The organism is Ferruginibacter sp. HRS2-29 (genome assembly GCF_024343615.1).
Taxonomy (GTDB): Bacteria; Bacteroidota; Bacteroidia; order Chitinophagales; family Chitinophagaceae; genus Ferruginibacter.
In genome coordinates, this window is the sequence record NZ_RJUB01000138.1 from 1 (window position 1) to 21,119 (window position 21,119).

Sequence of the window (21,119 nt, forward strand, 5' to 3'; positions counted from 1 at the left end):
ACAGCATCGACGGTACAAACTACCAGGCCAGCCCGGTATTTCCCAACCTTACCCCTAATTCTTATAATGTTACGGTACGAAACCTTACCACCGGGTGTACTTCTACGGCTACCGTAGTGGTAGTGGCCCCTCCGGCTGCGCAGGCCCCGCCAACGGCTTCGGTTACGGTGCAGGCTACCTGTGCTGCTGGTGGAACCATCACGGTGTCTTCGCCGCTGGGTGCCAACTATACCTACAGCATCGACGGTACAAACTACCAGGCCAGCCCGGTATTTCCCAACCTTACCCCTAATTCTTATAATGTTACGGTACGAAACCTTACCACCGGGTGTACTTCACTTGCTACGGTAGTAGTGGTGAATAATCCTTCGGCTTTGCCGCCACCAACAGCTTCTGTTACTATACAGGCTACCTGTGCTACTGGTGGAACCATCACCGTATCATCGCCGCTGGGTGCCAACTTTACTTACAGTGTAAATGGTACAACTTACCAGGCAAGCCCGGTGTTCCCGAATCTTACCCCTAATTCATATAATGTTACCGTAAGGAACCTTACCACCGGGTGTACTTCTACTGCTACAGTAGTAGTGGTAAATAATCCATCTACTTTAACCCCGCCAACAGCATCGGTCACCACACCGGCTACCTGTGCGGCAGGTGGAACGATCACCGTATCATCGCCGCTGGGCGCCAATTATACTTATAGTGTAAACGGAACTACCTATCAGGCCAGCCCTGTGTTTCCGGGGCTTGCACCTAACTCTTACAATGTTACCGTAAGGGATCTTACTACCGGCTGTACTTCCAATGCAACTGTAGTAGTGGTGAGCAATCCATCTACACTTGCACCGCCTGCAGCAACTTCTACGCAACCTACCTGCGTAGCCGGTGGGGCCATTACAGTAACATCGCCGATCGGGGCCAATTATACTTATAGCATCAACGGAACTACTTACCAGGCGAGCCCGTTTTTTACGGCGCTTGGTCCGGCATCTTACAATGTTACGGTGAGGGATAATACCACCGGTTGTACTTCGGCAGGGACTTTAGTAGTGCTAACGGCAGCAGCTATCGTTCCTGCACCAACAGTATCTGTTACTCAACCCACCTGTATTTTAAATACCGGTACTACCACCATCACCGCTCCGTTGGGACCGGATTATGAATACCGTATCAACGGCGGGCCTTACCAATCATCGCCAACTTTCGCAGGGCTGGCCCCCAACACCTATAATGTGAGCGTACGGTATATCCCTACGGGCTGTACGAGCGCAAACACTATAGTGACGATTGTTGCCGCAGCAACACTTCCGGCACCAACAGCCACGGCCACCCTGCAGCCAACCTGCACCACAGGTGGAAATATTACCGTAAGTGCTCCTTTGGGTACCCAATATGAATACAGCATCGATGGGGTCAACTATCAGCCAGCCGTGGTATTCACCGGCCTTAACCCGGGGCCGTATAATGTTACGGTAAGGGATAATACTTCCGGCTGCGTTTCTTCCGCTGCAATAGTCACCATGGCTAATCCGCCGGGAGGGCCTGCTACACCAACATTTACCACTACACAGCCAACCTGTACGGTCATCACCGGCAGCATAACGGTTACTTCGCCGCTGGGTGCCAACCTGGAATACAGCATCAACGGAACTGCTTACCAGGCAGGTACTTTGTTCAGCAGTATTGCGCCGGGCAACTATAGTCTTACGGTAAGGAATACTGCTTCAGGTTGTACTTCCGCTCCGGCAACTGTTATTATCAATACCTTGCCTGCGGTGCCTACTGCTCCTGTGGCATCGGTAACGCAGCAGGCAAGTTGTGCTACACCAACCGGTACCATCACCATCACCAGCCCTACAGGCCCCAATATCCAATACAGCATCAATGGGGTGAATTATCAGGCGGGGGTTGTATTTGCGGGGCTTGCGCCAAACACCTATAATATTACGGCAAAAAATACGGCCTCGGGTTGTATATCTGCTGTTACCATAGTGACGGTAAACCCGCCGCCAAATGCGCCTGCAACGCCGGTGGCTGCTGTTACGCAGCAAACAACCTGTGCAACGCAGGGCATCATTACGATCTCCTCGCCGTTGAATGCGGATTACCAATACAGCATCAACGGAACTACTTACCAGGCATCACCTGTCTTCAACAATGTGGCGCCGGGTAACTACACAGTAACGGTAAAAAGTATTTCTACCGGTTGTATATCGGCTTCGGTTCCATTGGTGGTAAACCCGGTTCCCGCTGCACCGGCTGCACCTGCGGCTTCGGCTACCAAACAACCTACCTGTGCGGATAAAACCGGAACGATTACCATCACATCCCCGATAGGCACCAACTTTGAATATTCGGTGAATGGCGGTACATGGCAGGCATCGCCTGTGTTTACCGGACTTGCACCGGCCACTCTTTATTCCGTAAAAGCGAAAGATATAATTACCGGTTGTGAATCAGCAGTTACAACAGTACAGATCACTGCAGTACCGGGTATGCCGGCCGCACCTACGGTAAATACATCGCCGCTATGCGGTCCGGGAGTAGCCAACATGAGCGCTGTGGGTACGGGTACCATCACCTGGTACAGCAATGTGGCATTGACCAATGTAGTGGCTACTGGTATCAGTTATGCGCCGGTGCTGAACGCGACTGCGATATTTTATGTTACCGCAACATTCAATGGCTGCAGCAGCGTGGCTACTCCTGTAACCGCACAGGTAAGCAGCCTGCCACAACCCAGCCTTGGGGCCAACCGCACGGTGTGCAAGGGGGAAGCATTGATATTGAACCCGGGAACTTTCACTGCTTATTTATGGCAGGATAATTCTACGCGGCCTACGTATAACGCCAATACTACAGTTACCAATACCACCACGTATGCTGTAAAGGTAGAAAACAGTGATGGCTGTAAAGGAACAGCTTCGGTGCAGATAACAGTAGTGGACGACTGCGACGATATTTATTTCCCGAATGCATTTACGCCAAACGGCGATAGCAAGAATGATGAATTTGGCCCGCTGCCACCAAACAGCTTCACATTTGTAACAGACTACAACCTGATGATCTTTAACCGTTACGGGCAAAGGGTTTTCCAGAGTAATACGCCGGGAAAAAAATGGTCGGGTAAATACCTCGGCATGCTCACACCAGGAAATTATGTGTGGTACGCCACTTACAAATTCAAAGGCAAGGTGAAAACCAAAAAAGGAAATATTCTTGTGATCAAATAATGGGTAGTCAACCTTCGGTAGTCAACCCGCGGTAGTCAACCCATGATAAAATGATTGTTGTTTCAGGTAACTCCCAACACAGAAGGCTCCAATTACGGAGCCTTTTGTGTTAATACGGTAATCTAAACTTCCTAAGCCCCTAAACTTTCTAAACCTTAGCTTCGCGGCAATAAGCCGTTAATTTTTCCGCTATTTCTTTGATCTCCATAAAAAGAAATTTAAGTTGAATGAATTATTTCGACGGTTCTTTGATGATAGCCGTATCATCTGTTTCTTTAGTGGCAATAGTGATCTGCGGATCCTGGATAGGGCGCATGTCCACTTCGTTGAGCAAAAATCCTGTGCGGGTCTTTTCCTGGTTATCAAGGTCTTTTTTGTTGAGCGATGGCGATGGGGAAGTTGAGTAGTACATGTGCGTAAATTTTAAGATGATGAATAAGCAGTTTTCAGGTATCAAAAAAAGTGCCGTTAAGGGTATAAATCAGCCTGCTGCAACGTGGTCATACAAAGCCCCGCAGTAGGTAAGGATTTGGTGTTGATTATTTAATGATGAAACTGTTTGCGGGCCAGTGGATTTTGTTGAAAACCAAAGGGTGGGGAAATGTTTACGCAGATAGCGAGAGCAAATGTCTCCTTTGCTCTGGTGACCAGAAGGCAGTAGAGATTGAAGCGAAGCGATATTGATTTTTGCAACCGAATGAACCAATTCGTGTAATTCGCGAAATTTGTGGCAAAAAAAATACGCCCCGTTTCCGAAGGCGTATCCGTTATCAGCATCGTCTGTCAATTCCTGTCTATAGATCCCATTACTTTTTTCATAAAATTATTCAGCGCATCTTTTTCGGGCATGCCTTCTGCCACCAGCTGATGTACTTCCAGCGCACCACAAAGATTGGATATCAGTTCCCCGATAACATTCAGTTCTTCTTCTTTCAGCGAAGCGGCTTCTGAAGTGTTTTCCAATACTTCGATGGCCGTTTCTATCGCCTGCACAGAGCAGGTTTGTTGTATCTGCTTAATTACGGGTAGTTTCATCCAGCAATGTTTTTAAAAGTTCTTCTTTATTTGTCTGTACCTGGTTTACCAGCACACCTTTACTGAAACCTGCAAATGTCGGCAGGTTATTTACTGCCGCCAGCTTGCGCGACAACGGAAACTTTTCGGCATCCACGATCACAAAAGTGGTGTCGTCATTTTCCGTGGAAAGGCGTTTGAACTTCGGCTTCATCAGCCTGCAGTTGCCGCACCAGCTGGCAGAATATTGTACCACCACTTTTTCGTGCTGTGCAACAATTTCTTCCAGGTTATCCTGATCCAATTCGATTAACATATAACTGATTTTAGAGAATTAATTAGTTGAAAAATATTCCGCTACACCTTCATTGGTCGCTTTCATCGCCGCTTCACCTTCTTCCCAGTTTGCCGGGCAAACTTCCCCATACTTTTCTACATGCAGCTGGGCGTCGAGCAGGCGCAGGTATTCGTCGATGTTGCGGCCCAACGGCAGGTCGTTGATCGATTCGTGACGAACGATCCCTTCCTTATCGATCAGGAAAGTACCGCGGAATGCGATCGGCGCACCATTGAAAGACCAGAGTTTTGTTTCGTTGTTGAATGCATACTCACCAGCCAGCACTCCAAAGTTCAGGGATACCACTTTAGAGGCATCCGCGATCAGCGGGTAAGTGATACCCTGGATACCGCCTTGTTCTTTCGGTACATTCAACCAGGCCAGATGCGTTTCTTCCGTATCTGTTGACACACCCACCACGATCGTATTTCTTTTTTCAAATTCTGCTATCTTTTCCTGGAAAGCATGCAATTCAGTCGGGCATACAAATGTGAAATCTTTCGGGTAAAAGAAAAGGATCACGTGTTTTTTGCCGATATACTGATCAAGGCTGAAATTTTCTACGATCTCTTCTCCGTTGATCACTGCTCCGGAAGAAAGTTGCGGAGCTTTTTTACCTGTTAATGCCATATGTGTTGTTTTTTAAATGAATAATATCCCTGCGGGCATGCCAATACATGACCGTTGGTGCAACGCACCCTTACAAGCAATTTTGATTGGGAAGGCGCAAATGTACGACAGGGAAATTGAAGGGCAATTGAAAAAGGGAAGAAGTGATGGCGAAATGAGGAAAAAAATAAGTAATGGATAATGGATAATTAATAATGCACCCTGGAGGATGGGTATAGATGATAGGCGATCGACTTTGTAGAAATTTATTTTTGTGTATTATCCATTACTTGTTACAAGTTATCCATTATTCAATTATCCATTGTTTTTGGCGGGTTATTTGGAATACTTCTCTAAAACCCATTTTATGCTTAAGAAAATAATCCCGTTTTTATCAGTCATTTTATTACTGGCGTCCTGTGTGGTGGATAATACAGCCGCCAGCGGTTATGCACGGCCGGTCTACATCGCACCCGGAGTTGGGCTGGGTACTATCATCGCGGTAGTCATTTCCTGGACAAGAAATAAATCCATCCTCTGGGCGATCATCCATGGATTGCTGGGCTGGTTGTATGTGATCTATGCACTGATTGTCGGCAAGAAATAGTGGAAGGTTAAAAGTTGAAGGTTTCCGGGCTTCAACTTTGAGTTGTCGGGTTTATCATTTATAAACGCAGTCTATCACTGCGTTTTTTGTATTTGTTACAGTTATTGCCAAAATAGCTACACTTATAAAGTTTTTTCTTACAGGTTTGTTTCAGTACATACATTTATAGTACCCAAAATAAACTCTTACAACCGTGAAACAAAAACTACGTACCTCCAATCTTCCACCTTCAGGCGCAACCCGTTTACCATTTCATAACTCATATCCGGTCATCACTGAAAGTTGATCGATCATAAGTTCAGCAATTGCTGCACGATTATGTCTGCAGCAGCATGAACACAGCCAGTACAAAATTTCTTAAAGTCATATTTTAATATCCCATACTATGCGTATACTATGTGTTACAATCTTTTTTTGCATTGCGGCATCGGCAACGAAAGCTCAAACGTGGTCACTGACCGGTAACAGCGGTACCAACCCTCCCACCAGCTTCCTCGGTACTACCGACAATAAGGATGTTGTATTCAAAAGGCTCTCTATAAAGGCTGGTTTGTTATCCACCTCGAATACTTCCTTTGGTTTAAATGCGCTACCGTCAAATACCGGTACGCTCAATTCTGTGTTTGGTGTAGAAGCCGGCCAGTTGAATACCAGTGGCAGCTACAACACTTTTATGGGATACAAGGCCGGGTATACTGGCACAAGCGCAAATGCGAATACTTTTGTGGGTTACCGGGCGGGTACGGCCAGCACTGCTAACGAAAATACTTACCTTGGCTATAATGCGGGCGCTAGTTCGACCACGGGAGGGTACAATGTTTTCGTTGGGGCCAAAAGCGGGATGAACAACACAACGGGTGAGGGAAATATGTTTTTGGGCGCTTCAGCAGGGGAAGCTAATACAACCGGTAACAGCAATATGTTCCTGGGGTATGCTGCCGGTTTAGCAAATACCACCGGTAATTCCAACACTTTTCTGGGAAATGCAGCGGGGTCGGCCAATACTACCGGCCGCGAAAACGTATTCATCGGAGAAGGTGCGGGTGGTGCCAATACTACCGCAACTGCCAACACATACATCGGTACTTATGCCGGACAGGCCGCCACTACTGCCACCGCCAATACATTTATCGGGTCATCTTCAGGGAACGCCAATACTACCGGTTTGCAAAATACTTTCATCGGATCTTTTTCCGGGTATTTCAATGTAACCGGGCAGAATGTAGCCACGCTTGGTTACAAAGCGCTTTATTCTTCCACAGCCAGCAATAACACTGCTTTTGGCGCCAGCGCCGGGTTTGACGCTACATCAGGCGGCAACAACCTTTTTGTAGGATATAATACCGGCCGTGGCATCACCACCGGTGCAAACAATACCATCATCGGCGCCAACGTAACAGGGTTGAGCGCTACACTTGCCAACAATATCATCATTGCAGATGGTAGCGGAAACAGGCGTATCAATGTAGGCAGTACAGGTAATGTAGGTATAGGAACCAATTCACCTGCAACAGCTTTACATGTAGGTATCCAATCCGGTACTTCTGCCCAAACACAGATCAACGTATCGGGTATCGATTACACTTATGATGCCGCCAGGGCGAATGGTACGGTTGCAGTATTGCCAACGATCGGGATAGATCAGAATAACGGTATCGGTTATATTAATGACGGAAGCGTGGTAAATGCCGCTTACATCGTAAATCAAAAAGGATTATGGGCCGGTTCTACCAGCACCACCACGAGGTCTTTTAAAGTGCTTGGCCCTGAAAATAACCTGGCGAACTATTCGCTTGAATTTGTTACCCGTGCAACAGGTAGCGCTACTGCCAATAACTACTGGATCGAAAGGATGAATTCTTCCAATATGATCTCGTACAACCGCTCGCTCAACATTGGAACATGGGGAGGACCGTCGGTGAAAATATTCGGTGGAGGATACCTGGTCCCGAATAAAGTGGCCGACATATTTGTATCGGATGCCGGAATAGGCATCAATACCGAAAGTCCTACAGAAAAACTACATGTTGCCGGAAATATTTATACCAGCGGAAAGATAATGGTAAATACCCCGGCTGTTACAGGATACGAACTGGCTGTAAACGGTTCTGCAATTTTCACCAAAGCAGTTGTGAAACTAAACGTCAACTGGCCGGATTATGTTTTTGAAACAGATTATAAGCTGCCTGCATTGAAAGACGTGGAAGCTTTCCTGAAACAAAATAAACATCTTCCGGAAGTACCTTCTGCACAGGAGATCAAAGAAAAAGGGATCGACCTGGGCGATCAGCAAACGATCTTATTGAAGAAAGTAGAAGAGCTGACGCTTTACATGATAGACATGAATAAAAAGATAGAAGAACTCGCAAAAGAAAATGCGGCGTTGAAAGCACAGCTGGAAAAGTAATCCGTATCAATTCAGTAACCCAGAATGCCCACCCTAAAAACCATATTTATACTGCTACTGTGTTTCGCTGCGCTAAGCGCCGGAGCGCAGCAAACTGTGTATGGAAACAGGGCGACGGTATTTACAGATGTCCAGTTTTTAAATACGGATTCCGGGTGGGTCATACTTCATTTTAACTCCGCTGTCTGCAAGGCGATGAATATTTCCCCTGAGCTGATAAAAGAAGATGAACCAGTAAGCACCACACCGGTGAAGAAAGAAAAAAAAGGCCCGAAAGTCCTCGAGGTTCATGGAAATGTTTCCTATGATTATTTTTACCGGTCCAAAGTCGATACGCCTTTTCAGCAAAATGATTTACAGCAGCACATGGAAAGAGTTTGGCTGAATGTGACCGTGAAGGAAAAATATCCGTTCAGGATTTCATTTACTGCAAGGCAAAGTAACACTCCTTTCCTGCGCGACCTCAGCAATATCAATCTTGGCTTTGATAAATACAATTACCTGAAGCTAAAAAAGCAACAGATGGCAGACCTGTTGTTGGAACAGAAGATGAATCTCCCACGGTTGCTGCTTAACGATTCATTGCTGAAATTGAAAAAATACGAATTGCATTCGCTTAAAAAAGAAATATCCTCCCCCGAATTATTTCAGAAACTGGTAGAGGCGAAAGAACGGATATATTTCCGCAAGCAAAGCAAAGCTTCCTCCAGGATACCTGGTTCACTTCCTGCTGCCGATAGTTTATTTGCGATGGATGATATTTCTGCCCGCTACAAAAAATTCAAATTGCCTGAGCTGGATAAATATGAGGATAAAAAAGATTCGCTTACCGCATCATTGGCAGATTCTGCAACGCTGGCAAGTATAGATAAAATGAACCAGAAAGCGCAGCAAATTACCGCCGAAATAGCCAGGCTGCAAAAAGCATCGGACAGCCTGCACAATTTTGTGAATAGTGAGATAAATAAAGGCCGTCGCGATATCTACAATGCAAAAGACATAGCGGCATTGGCAAAAGCCGGGCAGGCTAATGGCATCGATCAACCAAAACAAAGCGGGCTGGATAAATTTTTAGGAAATGTAAAATCATTTTCTGTTGGCCGTAGCCTCGTGGATTATACCGAGTTGACGGCGCAGAACGTGATGCTGACGGGGTTTAACCTGGAATATAATCCGTCGTGGTATGGCGCTTTGGCTGCCGGCCGTATCGATTATGGTTTCCGGGATGTTTTCGGCCGCCGCTATAAAGAGAAAGGGCAAAACCTTTTTCTGGGAAGGCTGGGCTGGGGTACCAATAAGAAAGCGGCACTTATCCTGACGGCATTTGGCGGACGCAAAAATAATTATAATGGAATGCTGGCGGGAGACAGCCTGAACAGTGTTTCAAATATCTTCGGATATTCTGTAGAAGCCATATTTAAAAAAGACGACCGCAATTTTATCAGCGCTGAAGTGGCGAAATCGACAAAGACAAGTTCCAATATTGGGACCAGCCCTGAGCACAAACCAGACAACCTTTTCAAATACAGCGATGATTCCAACCTTGGTATTAATGTGAAGGCACAGGCTGTGATAGAAAAAACGAATACAAAATTACAGGGCTTTTTCCGCAAAAGCGGCGAAGCGTTTCAATCCTTCAGCCTGTTTACGTACAACACCGATCAGCAGTCGTGGATGGTAAAAGCGGAACAACCATTTTTGAAAAACCGCATCACTATAGGAGCATCCTTGCGCCAGAATGATTTTTCAAATCCACTTACCGAGAAGACATATAAAACATCTACCGTGTTCAAATCATTGCAGGCTACTATCCGCTTCAAGGGTTGGCCGGTAGTTTCTGCGGGTTATTTTCCAGGCACTCAATATTATGTTGTAGATAAGAATACCGTTCTTGAAAATGTGTATTACATCCTCAACGGATCTGCTATTCATACTTACAATGCTGCGGGCATTCAAATGACCAGCTCAATAATTTATAACAGGTATTTCAACAAAGCGACCGATTCCGGATTTGTTCTGTATAAAGGTGTCAACTATATCATGTCGCAATCTTTGATATTTAAAAAATTACAATTGAATGGCGGATATGCCTTCAATACACAAACAGAATTAAGCTTCTACACCCTGGATGCCAATGGCGATTACAGTCTTGGTAAAAAAGTGAAGGTAGGAGGTGGGGTGAAATACAATCATGTAAGAAACGGCCCGGAGTATTGGGGCAAATCGGCCAGGCTGGGGATAGATGTATCCAAACTCGGTGTATTCCAGTTCAGTTACGAAAAGTCTTTTTTACCAACGATACAGCAAACCTTATATGCCGTAGAGATCGGCCGGGTAAGCTGGTTTAAATCATTTTAAGAATGAGAAAATTATTTTTTGTTCTCGTGTTATGCCTGCCGCAATGGCTGATGGCGCAGATGAGCATTACCACTCAGCTTCCCGCTTCCGGGATTGTGCTCAAAGACCAGTTGTGGAATATGGTCATTACCAACAACACCAATGATGTGGCGGTTTGTCACCTGTTGCTGGATGTGCGGGAAGTGGCTTCGGGGCAATCGATGCTCAATGCAACTACCGGTAAACTGCTGGTGGGTAAGGGTATCAAACTTATTACGGTGAAAGATATCCAGCCACTGATGTACAACTTCATGGCCACAGATTTCTCCGGCAATTTTTTGCCTTGTGGCGCTTACACGATCAACTATCGCCTGATCCAGGAAACGACCAAGGGCGATGTGCCGATGGCAGATGAGATTGTACGGGTGAATGTTACACCGCTGAGTCCGCCATTATTATCGGTACCTGCAGATCAGTCATTCATTGAAACTACTTATCCGCAGTTTGCCTGGATACCTCCTGCACCTGCCGAAATGTTCAAGCCATTGGTATATGATATCCTTGTGGTAGAGATCCTGGAAGGACAGAAAGCAAAGGAAGCGATCGAGTTCAACAAACCGGTTTATCTCAATACCAACCTCCAGCAATCTGCTGAAAAATTTCCTACCTCATTTGGTGAACTGATCAAAGGAAAAACCTATGCCTGGCAGGTAACTGCAAGGAGTGGGATGACCTACGCACTGCCCACAGAAATATGGCAATTTACAATAGGGAAAGATTCGATGAAAGCAGTAATTGACGGGGCGCCGTTTGTAAAGCTCAGCCGGCAGAATACGGAAGTATCAGTATCCTACAACGCTGTTGTAAAGATGGAATACGAAAATCTGGCTGAAGATAAAAAGATAACCGGTACAATCTATGACCCGGCATTGCGGGGCCATAAGGGCCAGACCGAAATACAATTTGAGCTGAAGCTCGAAAATGGGAAAAATTACCTGGAGTATGATGCTTCTAAAAGACACCTGGATGAAAAGAAAATATACGAAGTCTCCCTGAAAAACAGCCGCGGTGAAGAATGGCTGATGCGCTTTAAACCGGTGTTTGAAAAAAAATAATTTTAAGAGGATACCCTTAACTAATTGAATAAACGAATACGTATGATAAATTCCTGGACTGAGAAAAGAAGGCGTTCGATAGCATGGATCATGCTGCTGGTATTTTATGCAGAAATGGCCGGCAGTGCATATGCTGCAAAGAAGCAATATGTGTATCAGGCACGCCCGTATTTCAATAGTACCCCAACCCTGTTTCCTGCAACCGGCAATGAAGAGGCCAAAGCGCCATTCATCATTGCAGAAAAGGTGGAGGCCGATGGTATTTCAACCCCGCTGAAAGTAAAAGAAGTAACGTCTGAAGGGGGGGCGGTGTCTGTGCTTGCAACAGAAGCCAAATTAATGGCAGATAAGAATGCTGCACTAAATAATTTAAGTTCTGGTGGGCCCGGCCAGCCCGAATCTTCCACCTTTAAATCTGTAGGTGCAGATAATATGGTGAATCTTTTCACAGGCGATTTTTCTTACAATATTCCTTTGCTGGATGTGGATGGTTATCCAATCAATATATTTTATAATGCAGGAGTTACCATGGACCAGGAATCAAGCTGGGTAGGGTTGGGATGGAATATTAATTCTGGAAGCATCAACAGGAATGTACGCGGTGTGCCCGATGATTTTGATGGAAGTAACGTGGTGACAAAAGAACAGTCTATTGAACCTGAGATTACTGTGGGGGTAAACGGGGGGGTAGATCTGGAAATTGTTGGTACCCCCAATAAGCCCAAACCAGTGCAAACATTATTGCCGACAAACATAGGGTTCTCGGGCGGGGTGTCTTATAATAACAAACGTGGATTGGGAATAGAAGCTGGTATTAACGCGGTATTTGATGCTCAAACGATTGTAGCAGGTAAGGTAAAGGATGAAAAGACCGGTAAAGTAGATATCGGCGCTAATGTCAATTCCCAAACGGGCCTTTCAGGAAGCCTGGGATACCAGCACTATTTATATAAGGATAATAATAAGACACGCTTTGGGCTTTCAACTTCAGCAGATTTCAATGCACGGACCGGTCTAACAGATCTTCGCCTCAGTGCAGAAATGAAACAGCAAAACGATAAATCATGCGAATATTTTCTTCCCCACGCTTTGGGGGTACGCAGTACGAGTATCAATTTTGCCCGCTCTTCTTACACACCAACTATCAGGATGCCCCTTACCAACTTCAGCGCATCTTACAGGGCCCAGTTTGGTAAAGAAATATTTAGTAAGACAAAAACTTTTTCTATCGGCGGTGCATACAACAGGAGTGCTATCGCTGCCAATCGCAATACGGTGAAGAAACCCGCATTTGGTTATATGTATTACGAAAAAGCTAACGGCAACCGGGATGCTTTAATGGATTTCAACAGGCTTAATGACGGAACTTATAATATGAAGACCCCTGCGATATCCGTGCCTGTATACACTTATGATGTATTTACCATTTCGGGTGAAGGTACCGGTGGCTCATTTCGCGGCTATCGCGGAAATATGGGTTATGTAAGGGATAATTATACCCGTACAAATTCGGGGAAGGCAAACCTTGCCCTGGAGTTTTCCAAACAGGAAAAAGTGAAGGTTGGTGTTACTGTAGGTGGTGTATATTCAGGCACAGTGGTAGACGATTGGCGCAGCCAGAATGCGCTACGGCAGGTAGCACAATTCAAATCTTCCGAGAAGCTGGTGCAATCCGGTTTTTATTTTAAGAACCCCGGCGAAAAAGCTATCATCGACCAGGACTATTATCATCGTATGGGAGAAGATCAGCTGATGCGCCCGGTAATGGCGAATGTCAATAGCCTCACTCCTCCATTCAACTCTCCTACATTGACCCTGCAAAGCAAGTTTCAGTTGTACAATGATAAAAGAGAAGAAACAGAATTGATCCCTATTGATAATACGATCAGAAAAGAACGTGATAAGCGTGGCCAGGTGATCTCTTTTCTTACGGCGGAAGAAGCCGACAGGGTAGGTCTGGATCGCTACATTTATTCATATCCTGAACTCAAGGAAAGCACTTTGTTTACACCCGGGTTATGTGCTGATAATCGGACGTCCAAGATACCCATCCGCCGTTTGAATAATCCTGTAGAACCCTATCGTAAATCGAACCATATATCCGAGATCACCGTTCAGCAGGGAAGCCAGCGATACATATATGGTTTACCGGTGTACGAGACCAAACGCAGGGAAGTAACGTTCAGCATAGAAACCGATTTAAACCCGGTGGATGATCATGGAACAGTTGCTTATAATAGTGGTGTAGACAACAGCTTTGATAATAAAAAAGGGCGGGATCATCTTTTTCAGGCAGAAACAACAGATGGATATGCCCACTCTTTTTTACTTACCGCGATACTTTCCCCTGATTATGTAGACATGACGGGGAACGGAATTTCGGATGATGATAAAGGAACAGCCATCAAATTCAATTATTCCCGTACCAATATGAAGCGAGGGGCCTTCGCCAATTCTTTCCCGCTGTTCAAATGGCGCATGCCTGCTGATCTTAACAGGGCAAACTATAACCGTGGCCTGGTAACGGATAATAAGGATGACAAAGCATCTTACACTTACGGCGAAAAAGAATTGTGGTACCAGCATAGTATAGAATCAAAAAATATGATTGCGGTATTTCGCGTATCGGGTAAAGCAGATGGTCTGACTATTGAAGGTGAGAATGGTTTTTTTACGGAAAACAGATACAACCCCCCACAGCAAAAACTGGATCGTATCGATCTTTATTCCAAAGCGGATGTAGTAAAAGCGTTAGAACTGGGCACACAGGCAAAACCTATAAAATCAGTACATTTTACTTATTCTTATGAGCTTTGCAAGAATTTTCAATACAGGCTCGCTAACCAGGGGAAACTCACCTTGAAAAGCATTTATTTTACCTATCGCAATAATAATCACCAGAAGAATAAATATATATTTAAATATGCACGTCAGGATGATCAGAATGTAACCTATAACCCTACAAACATAGACCGCTGGGGTGTTTACAAACCTAACACCGATAACATCGATAACATCAGCAATGAAGATCTTCCATATAGTGTGCAGAATAAAACCAAAGCAGACCTGAACGCTTCCACCTGGAACCTCAGCCAGATATTATTGCCAAGCGGCGCCAAAATCGATGTGAATTACGAATCAGATGATTATGCTTACGTGCAGGATAAGCGTGCCGCACAAATGACCCGTATTGCAGGATTTGGAAGCAACCGTTATTCTACTCCTAACAACGAACTGTACGATAACAGTATTCATGTACCTGACAATTATTCGCAGGACAAAGAATATGTTTTTTTCGATCTTCCTTTACCTATCGCAACAGATGAAGAAGTGAGAGAAAAATATCTCAAGGATGTAAAGCAGCTACTGCTCAAGCTTTGGGTAAAAGTTCCCGGCGATCAAAATGGAGGCGGGTACGAACCGATGTTCGTTTACTGCAATATTGTAGAATCAGGGCTTGCTACTACAAAAGCAACTCCTACATCACCTGAAGAAATAAACCACAACAGATTCTATATAAAGATCGATAGGGTGCCGCAGAGCGGTAATAACGGCCCTACCCGGATCATGCAAACAGTTTACCAGTTCCTCCGCGATCAACTGCCCTCCAAAGCATATCCTGGTTATGATGTTCAAGGCTTTCCCGTTTTGCAGCTTGTGAGAGCGTTATATGCAATGGTCAATAATATACGAACGGGCCTGATGGGTTTTGAATATACTTCCCGCCAGGCTGGCTGGTGTCGCAAAACAGACCTTACTAAATCCGGTGCACGGTTAGCAAACCCGGAATTGAAAAAAATGGGTGGTGGGCACAGGGTGAAAAGTGTGATCATAACCGATAACTGGATGAAGATGACGAAAGTGGATGAAACTCCTACCGCTATTACAGATTCCTGGTATGGACAAGAATATGACTACACTACTACAGAACTGGTCAATGGGTCGGTGAAAACGATCAGTAGCGGGGTGGCATCTTATGAGCCTGCTGTTGGGAATGAAGAAAATCCATTCCGCGAGATATTGCAATACCAAATGAAAAATCCGATGGGGCCAACGGTAGCGGGGGCTGTAGAACTTCCCCTTGCAGAAACATTTTTTCCTTCGCCCATCGTAGGCTACAGCAAAGTTGTAGTGAAAAGTATTCACAATAAAACAAATAAAGTTATCAGGTCTAATATAGGGCGACAGGAAACGGAATTTTATACTACCCGCGATTTTCCCGTGATCAGCGATTTTACTGCTTTTACACCGGCAAGCCGTCATCACACAACTCCCGGGCTTATCGACCAGATATTTAACCTGGCAAGGATAGATAATTTGTTGCTTGCGCAGGGCTTCAGGGTAATACTGAATGATATGAATGGTAAGATAAAATCGCAGGCGAGCTATCCCGACACGGATCCACTTACTCCCATCAACAAGACCACTTACTATTATCGTACCAAACAGACGGGCGACAATAAATTCAAGCTGGATAACGTGATCCCGGTGATCAATGATGCTGATGGAAAAATTTATAATAAGCTGGTCGGAAAAGATATCGAAGTAATGAATGATTTCAGAGATCATTTTACTTTTACGCACTCTTCGCAGATACCAATAAATGCCGATGTATTTACAGCCGCTGGATGGCCGGTCATTTTACCAAGTGTGTTCAGGGCAATCTTCCAGGACGAATCGCTCTTCCGCTCAGCTACAACTATGAAAGTAGTGAATGAGTATGGTATACTGGACAGTATTGAAAATGTTGACAAAGGCAGCGTTACCGGCACACGAAATCTTGTATATGATGCCGAAACCGGCGAAGCGCTTATAACACGTACCACTAAAGAATTTAATAATCTTATCTATTCTTTCAACTACCCGGCTTACTGGGCTTACCCCGGGATGGGCGCGGCGTATAAGAATATCGATGCCACGGTTGAGCATATATTGATGCGTAACGGAAAAATAGAAGGTGGGTTGACCGAAACAGAGATAAAGGAAATATTTGAGAGCGGCGACGAAATATATGTGAACGAAGCGTCACTGGTAGGCCCTAAGGACAACGCGGGATGTATCAACATTGGTAGTGGTAACGCTTGTACGCCACTTCCACTCAGTAGCGAATACCGGATATGGGCACTGGACGTTTCAAAAGACATCAACAACGCCACAAAGGAATTTATTTTTATAGACCGGAATGGTGTGCCTTATAATACGGCGGATGCCACACTGAGAATCATCCGAAGCGGAAGAAGGAACATGGCTGATATTTCCGCCGGCGCTATCACCAGTCTCGTTAATCCTATCATCTTTAATGGCGACGATTATGACCGGGTGTTGATCAACAATAATACCCAGGTGATCAATACCGGTGCAGTGGAATTTAAAGAGAAATGGAAAACGCAGGATGCATTGTATTTTGTAAAAACGGTGAATGTAACCGAGAACAGACTTACCCGCATCAAGACGGTATCAATACCTATGTTGGCGCCTGCCGGAGATGACGATGAAAGGTCTTATGAAGTGTCGAGTTATAAAGGCTCCTGCAATTGTGGTTATGATGAACAGTATTACTCTAACCCGGATTATTTCCTGGGATACCGCCAGAGTTTTGGTACCGGCAAAAAGAGAAGCCGCAAAACAAACAGAAGCTGGATAAATCTTAATCTCGGTTCATTGCCGACATCTGCCAATATCAGCAAGGTTGTGCTGAATTTTCCGGGGCACTCTTATGGTAGTACCATGCCACACCAGTTTTATTACTATGGACACTCATATCCCCTGACCTCACATGGTGCTACTGATCCTCATTACCGAAGCGGTGGAGATAACAACGATTATGTACTGGAGAGAATGTTGGCACGCTGGCCGCATAATGATGGTCAATGGCGCGACCAGTTCTATTACTCAAGTCCCAGTAATGCCGACAGGATCGTGATGCCAAGCCCTCTCAACAGTTGGCAACCCAGTGGAAACAACGCGGTGAATAATATCGATATCACCAACATGGCAAGATTGATGCTCCGCGATTACCATGATCCTGCAAAAAGATTTGCCACAGCAATACGCCTGAACCTGCTGGCAGATAATTCAAACGGAACGCTGGAAGTAAGAACCTGTTTTGACATCGGTAGTCTGGGCAACCTTGATGTAACCTATACTGATTGTAATGATCCTCTGCCGATCGGTTATGTTCCACAACCCGGCGATCAGCTGGCACCTTGTGTGATCACTACCACTACAAAATTGTGTTATTCCGTGTTCACAAAAGATTTCATGAATCCTTATGTTCAGGGTATCCTGGGCAACTGGCGCCCTATGCGCAGTTATGCCTTCAATGGTATGCGTGAGCAACAATCGGCTACAGAACCAACCACCAATATTGCCACTGCCGGGGTTATTAAACCATACGAAAATTTCTGGCAATTCGATAATAGTACAAACACAAATAAGGTGCTGACCAAAACAGTGCCTCTCAGCAAGAGCTGGGTGTGGACGAGCGAATCTACACAGTTCAACAGAAAAGGTGCGGAAACGGAAACGGTAGATCCGTTGTTGCGTTACAATGCAGCAGTATTCGGTTATAATGAAGCATTACCTGTAGCTACCGTAAATAATTCACGGTTAAGGCTGGCCGCTTTCGATGGCTTCGAAGATTATTTTTTCAAGGACCAATCCTGTGATCTCGATTGCCAACCTAATAAACGTCATTTTGATACCAAGATCAATACGCTGCTGCTCGACGAAAGCCAGGCCCATACAGGCCGGTATAGCCTTCGTACCGCAGCGCAGGCGGCTACTTCCATCAAGATGAAGATATCTGCCGATAATGCAGGGACCGAACCCGGCCTCAATATTCATTTGACCAAAACCCCGGTAAATATTCCATGGGTGGTGCCAAAGGGTATCGGTCTTACAGGGATATATCACTTCAGGGGCGATTACTTGGGAACTAGAATAGATGAGCAGATAAATATAAGTTATACACGGGGGTCCACGAATGTACCCTATGGTATGACCTACAGAGGAGGGTTCGACGTTAGCTGGTCGGGGAAAATACAAGTTGCGGAGAGCGGAGTGTACCAGTTTAAATCTACGGCAACAAATGATTTCATGCAGATAGTCATTAGCAAACCGGGCGTATTCAACACAGTATGTTATGAGGCATGTAATGATCACTATACCTGTATAGCTTCTGTAGAGCATCCTCATCTAGCTCCGGTAACGTTGGTTGCGGGCGAACTATATGATATATCATTACATTTTGTTGATGAGAGGCGTAGAGATAGAGGTAATGACGGCGCCGCAAATCTTTCCTGGGTATCATTGTGTACAGGCAGGCCTACCCTCGTTCCAAAAGAAAACCTTTACCCCAATGCCGCTGCGGCCAACGGATCAGTACTGGCACCTACCAGCCTTTGTGTCAAAGTAGACCAGATAAAAGCGCAGGGCAATTTCCTGACAGATGAATTCAACCTTATCCCTGAACAGAAAATGATATCCAGCGTATGGGTAAAAAGAGGGGGTAAGGACGAAGATTGCCGATGTCCGTTATATACAGGTTTCAGCATCAAATTAAAGACCGCTTCCAATTCCAATGTGGCCACTTACCAGGCAAAAGGGAATATCATAGAAGGATGGCAGCTATTTGAAGCGGAATTTACCGTGCCGTCTGATGCTGCAGAACTTGAACTCTATATTGACAACAGTGCAAGCAGTAATACAACCCTGTCGATCGATGATCTCCGCTTTCATCCATTCTCGGCGAATATGAAGTCGTTTGTATATAATCCTTACAACCTCAAGCCCGCGGCAGAGCTGGATGAAAATAATTACGCTTCATTCTATGAATATGATGATGACGGAACATTGATAAGGGTGAAAAAAGAAACCGTACAAGGTATCAAAACCATCCAGGAAAGCAGGAGTGGTATGCAGAAATCTGTAACCGATCTGTAAGAACAAAATAAAATTTATCTAAACTGATCAATCATAACAGGATGAAAAAATTAATGTTAATAGGTGCATTTCTTATCGGAGTGCAAACGGGTAAAGCACAATTGTTAGATTCAGCGAGCCATGAGATAATCAGGATCAACAAGGTGTTTGACAGCACCGATTTCCTTGGTTTCGATCTGCTGATAAATTACCAGGCCGACTCGGCGGGGGTTCTGAAAAGTACTGAACAGGTAGCTGGTAAATACCTGCTTAATAAGAATAATTTCTATTACCGGGTGGGAAATATGGAGTACGTGCAGGCAGATTCGTTTTCCTACACTTTTTATCACGATCAGGAAACGATGCTCATGTCTACCAATATGCAATCGACGGGAAATCTCTTCCCGGCTGCCAACTTCCGGGATTCCCTGTTAGGTTCACTGGGATCCAAGTATGATGTGTTCATGACGGAATTACCAACGGATTCGCTCAATCCGGTACCAGAAGATAGCACCTATTATGATAAGATCATCAGCTTCCGTATCAAAACAACAGTGCCGGAATATAATGCCGCCGGTTTTTTTCAAAAGTTTGATATCTACTACGATCGTGATAATTACCAGCCGGCCAAAATGCGCTTCAGTTATTTTGAACCGGCACCGCAGGAAGAAGATGTCGTAACGACCATGTACCTGCAGAATAAAACGGTGGACATAAATTTTTCAGCTTATTCCAGAGGGCCCGCTTCAGACCTGTTCAATGAAGCAAAATATGTGATCTACAACCGCCAGCGAAAAATATACGAGCCCGGACAGAAATTCAGGAACTACAGGTTCCTCACCAGCGGTTTTTTAAATGAAGACGAAGACGCACAGTATTACAATCAGGCTCCTTTTGAATATATAGGAGTTCAGTAAAAGCATTATCAGGGAATAATAGGAAATTCATAATTACATAACTTTTATGGGTAGAATAAAAAATACAATCAGGACATTCTTGCTGGCCATCAACCTGCTGATCATCACTAACTGTTGCTTCGCAACAGACGATCCGCCGTTATCATCAAGTTTTCGCGGAGCCACGGAGTTCGTAAAGGATGATGTAAGTGGTACCATGGCGCAAACCAAAGAAGTGATCGATGATATTTTTTATAGTGGTACGTTGAACCCTACCATTGCCAATCCTGCCAATGATAAGATCACTAATGTTGTAAGCCTGCTGGTGAGGGAAGATATGATCATGTACATCCCGAGTGATTTTACAGCTAAAGTAAATATCAAAATAGATTATACGCTGGTAAACGGTACAACAGGATCTGTCAATTCTACCTTCCTGGAAGTTACTTATACAAAAGCCGGGGGTGTAAAATATAATGCCCGGCAAACTATAAAATTCGATCAGTGCCGCAAAGTAAAAGTGACCATTATCGATGTACCCTACAAATCAGTAGCATGGGATGTGTGGGCTGTGCTGGAATTGGAAAACCGTATGCTGCGCAAGCGTGATTATGTATTTAATTACGATCAGGTCTTAA

General features: G+C 45.0%; 12 protein-coding genes. 8 read left to right on the forward strand and 4 right to left on the reverse strand.

Annotated features, from left to right (window positions below):
- Positions 1 to 3,236 (forward strand): gliding motility-associated C-terminal domain-containing protein (locus EGI32_RS15205; RefSeq protein ID WP_255156212.1); only part of this gene is annotated, 3,236 nt, incomplete at its 5' end.
- Positions 3,237 to 3,468: 232 nt separating this feature from the next.
- On the opposite strand, the gene EGI32_RS15210 is transcribed toward EGI32_RS15205, so the two are convergent.
- The 4 genes from EGI32_RS15210 to EGI32_RS15225 all read right to left on the reverse strand — a co-directional run bounded on the left by EGI32_RS15210 (position 3,469) and on the right by EGI32_RS15225 (position 5,217).
- The gene (locus EGI32_RS15210) at positions 3,469 to 3,648 is read right to left on the reverse strand and encodes a hypothetical protein (RefSeq protein WP_255156213.1); all 180 of its coding nucleotides are present in this window, start codon (positions 3,646 to 3,648) and stop codon (positions 3,469 to 3,471) included.
- Between the two features lie 371 nt (positions 3,649 to 4,019).
- The gene (locus EGI32_RS15215; RefSeq protein ID WP_255156214.1) at positions 4,020 to 4,271 is read right to left on the reverse strand and encodes a hypothetical protein; all 252 of its coding nucleotides are present in this window, start codon (positions 4,269 to 4,271) and stop codon (positions 4,020 to 4,022) included.
- Positions 4,252 to 4,566, reverse strand: coding sequence for a co-chaperone YbbN (locus EGI32_RS15220; RefSeq protein ID WP_255156216.1), 315 nt, complete (start codon positions 4,564 to 4,566; stop codon positions 4,252 to 4,254). The genes EGI32_RS15215 and EGI32_RS15220 overlap by 20 nt, the downstream gene beginning before the upstream one ends.
- Before the next feature lie 18 nt (positions 4,567 to 4,584).
- Positions 4,585 to 5,217: a peroxiredoxin gene (locus tag EGI32_RS15225; RefSeq protein WP_255156217.1), complete on the reverse strand. Its 633-nt coding sequence runs from the start codon at positions 5,215 to 5,217 to the stop codon at positions 4,585 to 4,587.
- A 346-nt stretch (positions 5,218 to 5,563) separates the two neighbouring features.
- Here EGI32_RS15225 and EGI32_RS15230 point away from each other — a divergent pair, with 346 nt between their 5' ends.
- From EGI32_RS15230 to EGI32_RS15260, 7 genes are all read left to right on the forward strand, one after another.
- Entirely contained in the window at positions 5,564 to 5,803 is a 240-nt protein-coding gene (locus EGI32_RS15230; RefSeq protein WP_255156218.1) for a hypothetical protein, read from the forward strand.
- A 385-nt stretch (positions 5,804 to 6,188) separates the two neighbouring features.
- Entirely contained in the window at positions 6,189 to 8,210 is a 2,022-nt protein-coding gene (locus EGI32_RS15235; RefSeq protein WP_255156219.1) for a hypothetical protein, read from the forward strand.
- Positions 8,211 to 8,234: 24 nt separating this feature from the next.
- Positions 8,235 to 10,568, forward strand: coding sequence for a hypothetical protein (locus EGI32_RS15240; RefSeq protein ID WP_255156220.1), 2,334 nt, complete (start codon positions 8,235 to 8,237; stop codon positions 10,566 to 10,568).
- Between the two features lie 2 nt (positions 10,569 to 10,570).
- Positions 10,571 to 11,662, forward strand: coding sequence for a hypothetical protein (locus tag EGI32_RS15245; RefSeq protein ID WP_255156221.1), 1,092 nt, complete (start codon positions 10,571 to 10,573; stop codon positions 11,660 to 11,662).
- A gap of 42 nt (positions 11,663 to 11,704) precedes the next feature.
- A complete protein-coding gene (locus EGI32_RS15250; protein ID WP_255156222.1) occupies positions 11,705 to 19,606 on the forward strand; it encodes a hypothetical protein in 7,902 nt (2,633 codons plus the stop codon).
- Positions 19,607 to 19,647: 41 nt separating this feature from the next.
- Positions 19,648 to 20,502 (forward strand): hypothetical protein, encoded by an 855-nt coding sequence (locus tag EGI32_RS15255; protein WP_255155437.1) that lies wholly within the window; start codon positions 19,648 to 19,650, stop codon positions 20,500 to 20,502.
- Positions 20,503 to 20,548: 46 nt separating this feature from the next.
- Positions 20,549 to 21,119 (forward strand): hypothetical protein (locus EGI32_RS15260; RefSeq protein ID WP_255156223.1); only part of this gene is annotated, 571 nt, incomplete at its 3' end.

What these genes read in the sequence shown, in the direction of transcription:
- EGI32_RS15210 (WP_255156213.1), bottom strand. Translation starts at nt 3,648, where the DNA reads ATGTACTACTCAACTTCCCCATCGCCATCGCTCAACAAAAAAGACCTT.
- EGI32_RS15215 (WP_255156214.1), bottom strand. Translation starts at nt 4,271, where the DNA reads ATGAAACTACCCGTAATTAAGCAGATACAACAAACCTGCTCTGTGCAG.
- EGI32_RS15220 (WP_255156216.1), bottom strand. Translation starts at nt 4,566, where the DNA reads ATGTTAATCGAATTGGATCAGGATAACCTGGAAGAAATTGTTGCACAG.
- EGI32_RS15225 (WP_255156217.1), bottom strand. Translation starts at nt 5,217, where the DNA reads ATGGCATTAACAGGTAAAAAAGCTCCGCAACTTTCTTCCGGAGCAGTG.
- EGI32_RS15230 (WP_255156218.1), top strand. Translation starts at nt 5,564, where the DNA reads ATGCTTAAGAAAATAATCCCGTTTTTATCAGTCATTTTATTACTGGCG.
- EGI32_RS15235 (WP_255156219.1), top strand. Translation starts at nt 6,189, where the DNA reads ATGCGTATACTATGTGTTACAATCTTTTTTTGCATTGCGGCATCGGCA.
- EGI32_RS15240 (WP_255156220.1), top strand. Translation starts at nt 8,235, where the DNA reads ATGCCCACCCTAAAAACCATATTTATACTGCTACTGTGTTTCGCTGCG.
- EGI32_RS15245 (WP_255156221.1), top strand. Translation starts at nt 10,571, where the DNA reads ATGAGAAAATTATTTTTTGTTCTCGTGTTATGCCTGCCGCAATGGCTG.
- EGI32_RS15250 (WP_255156222.1), top strand. Translation starts at nt 11,705, where the DNA reads ATGATAAATTCCTGGACTGAGAAAAGAAGGCGTTCGATAGCATGGATC.
- EGI32_RS15255 (WP_255155437.1), top strand. Translation starts at nt 19,648, where the DNA reads ATGAAAAAATTAATGTTAATAGGTGCATTTCTTATCGGAGTGCAAACG.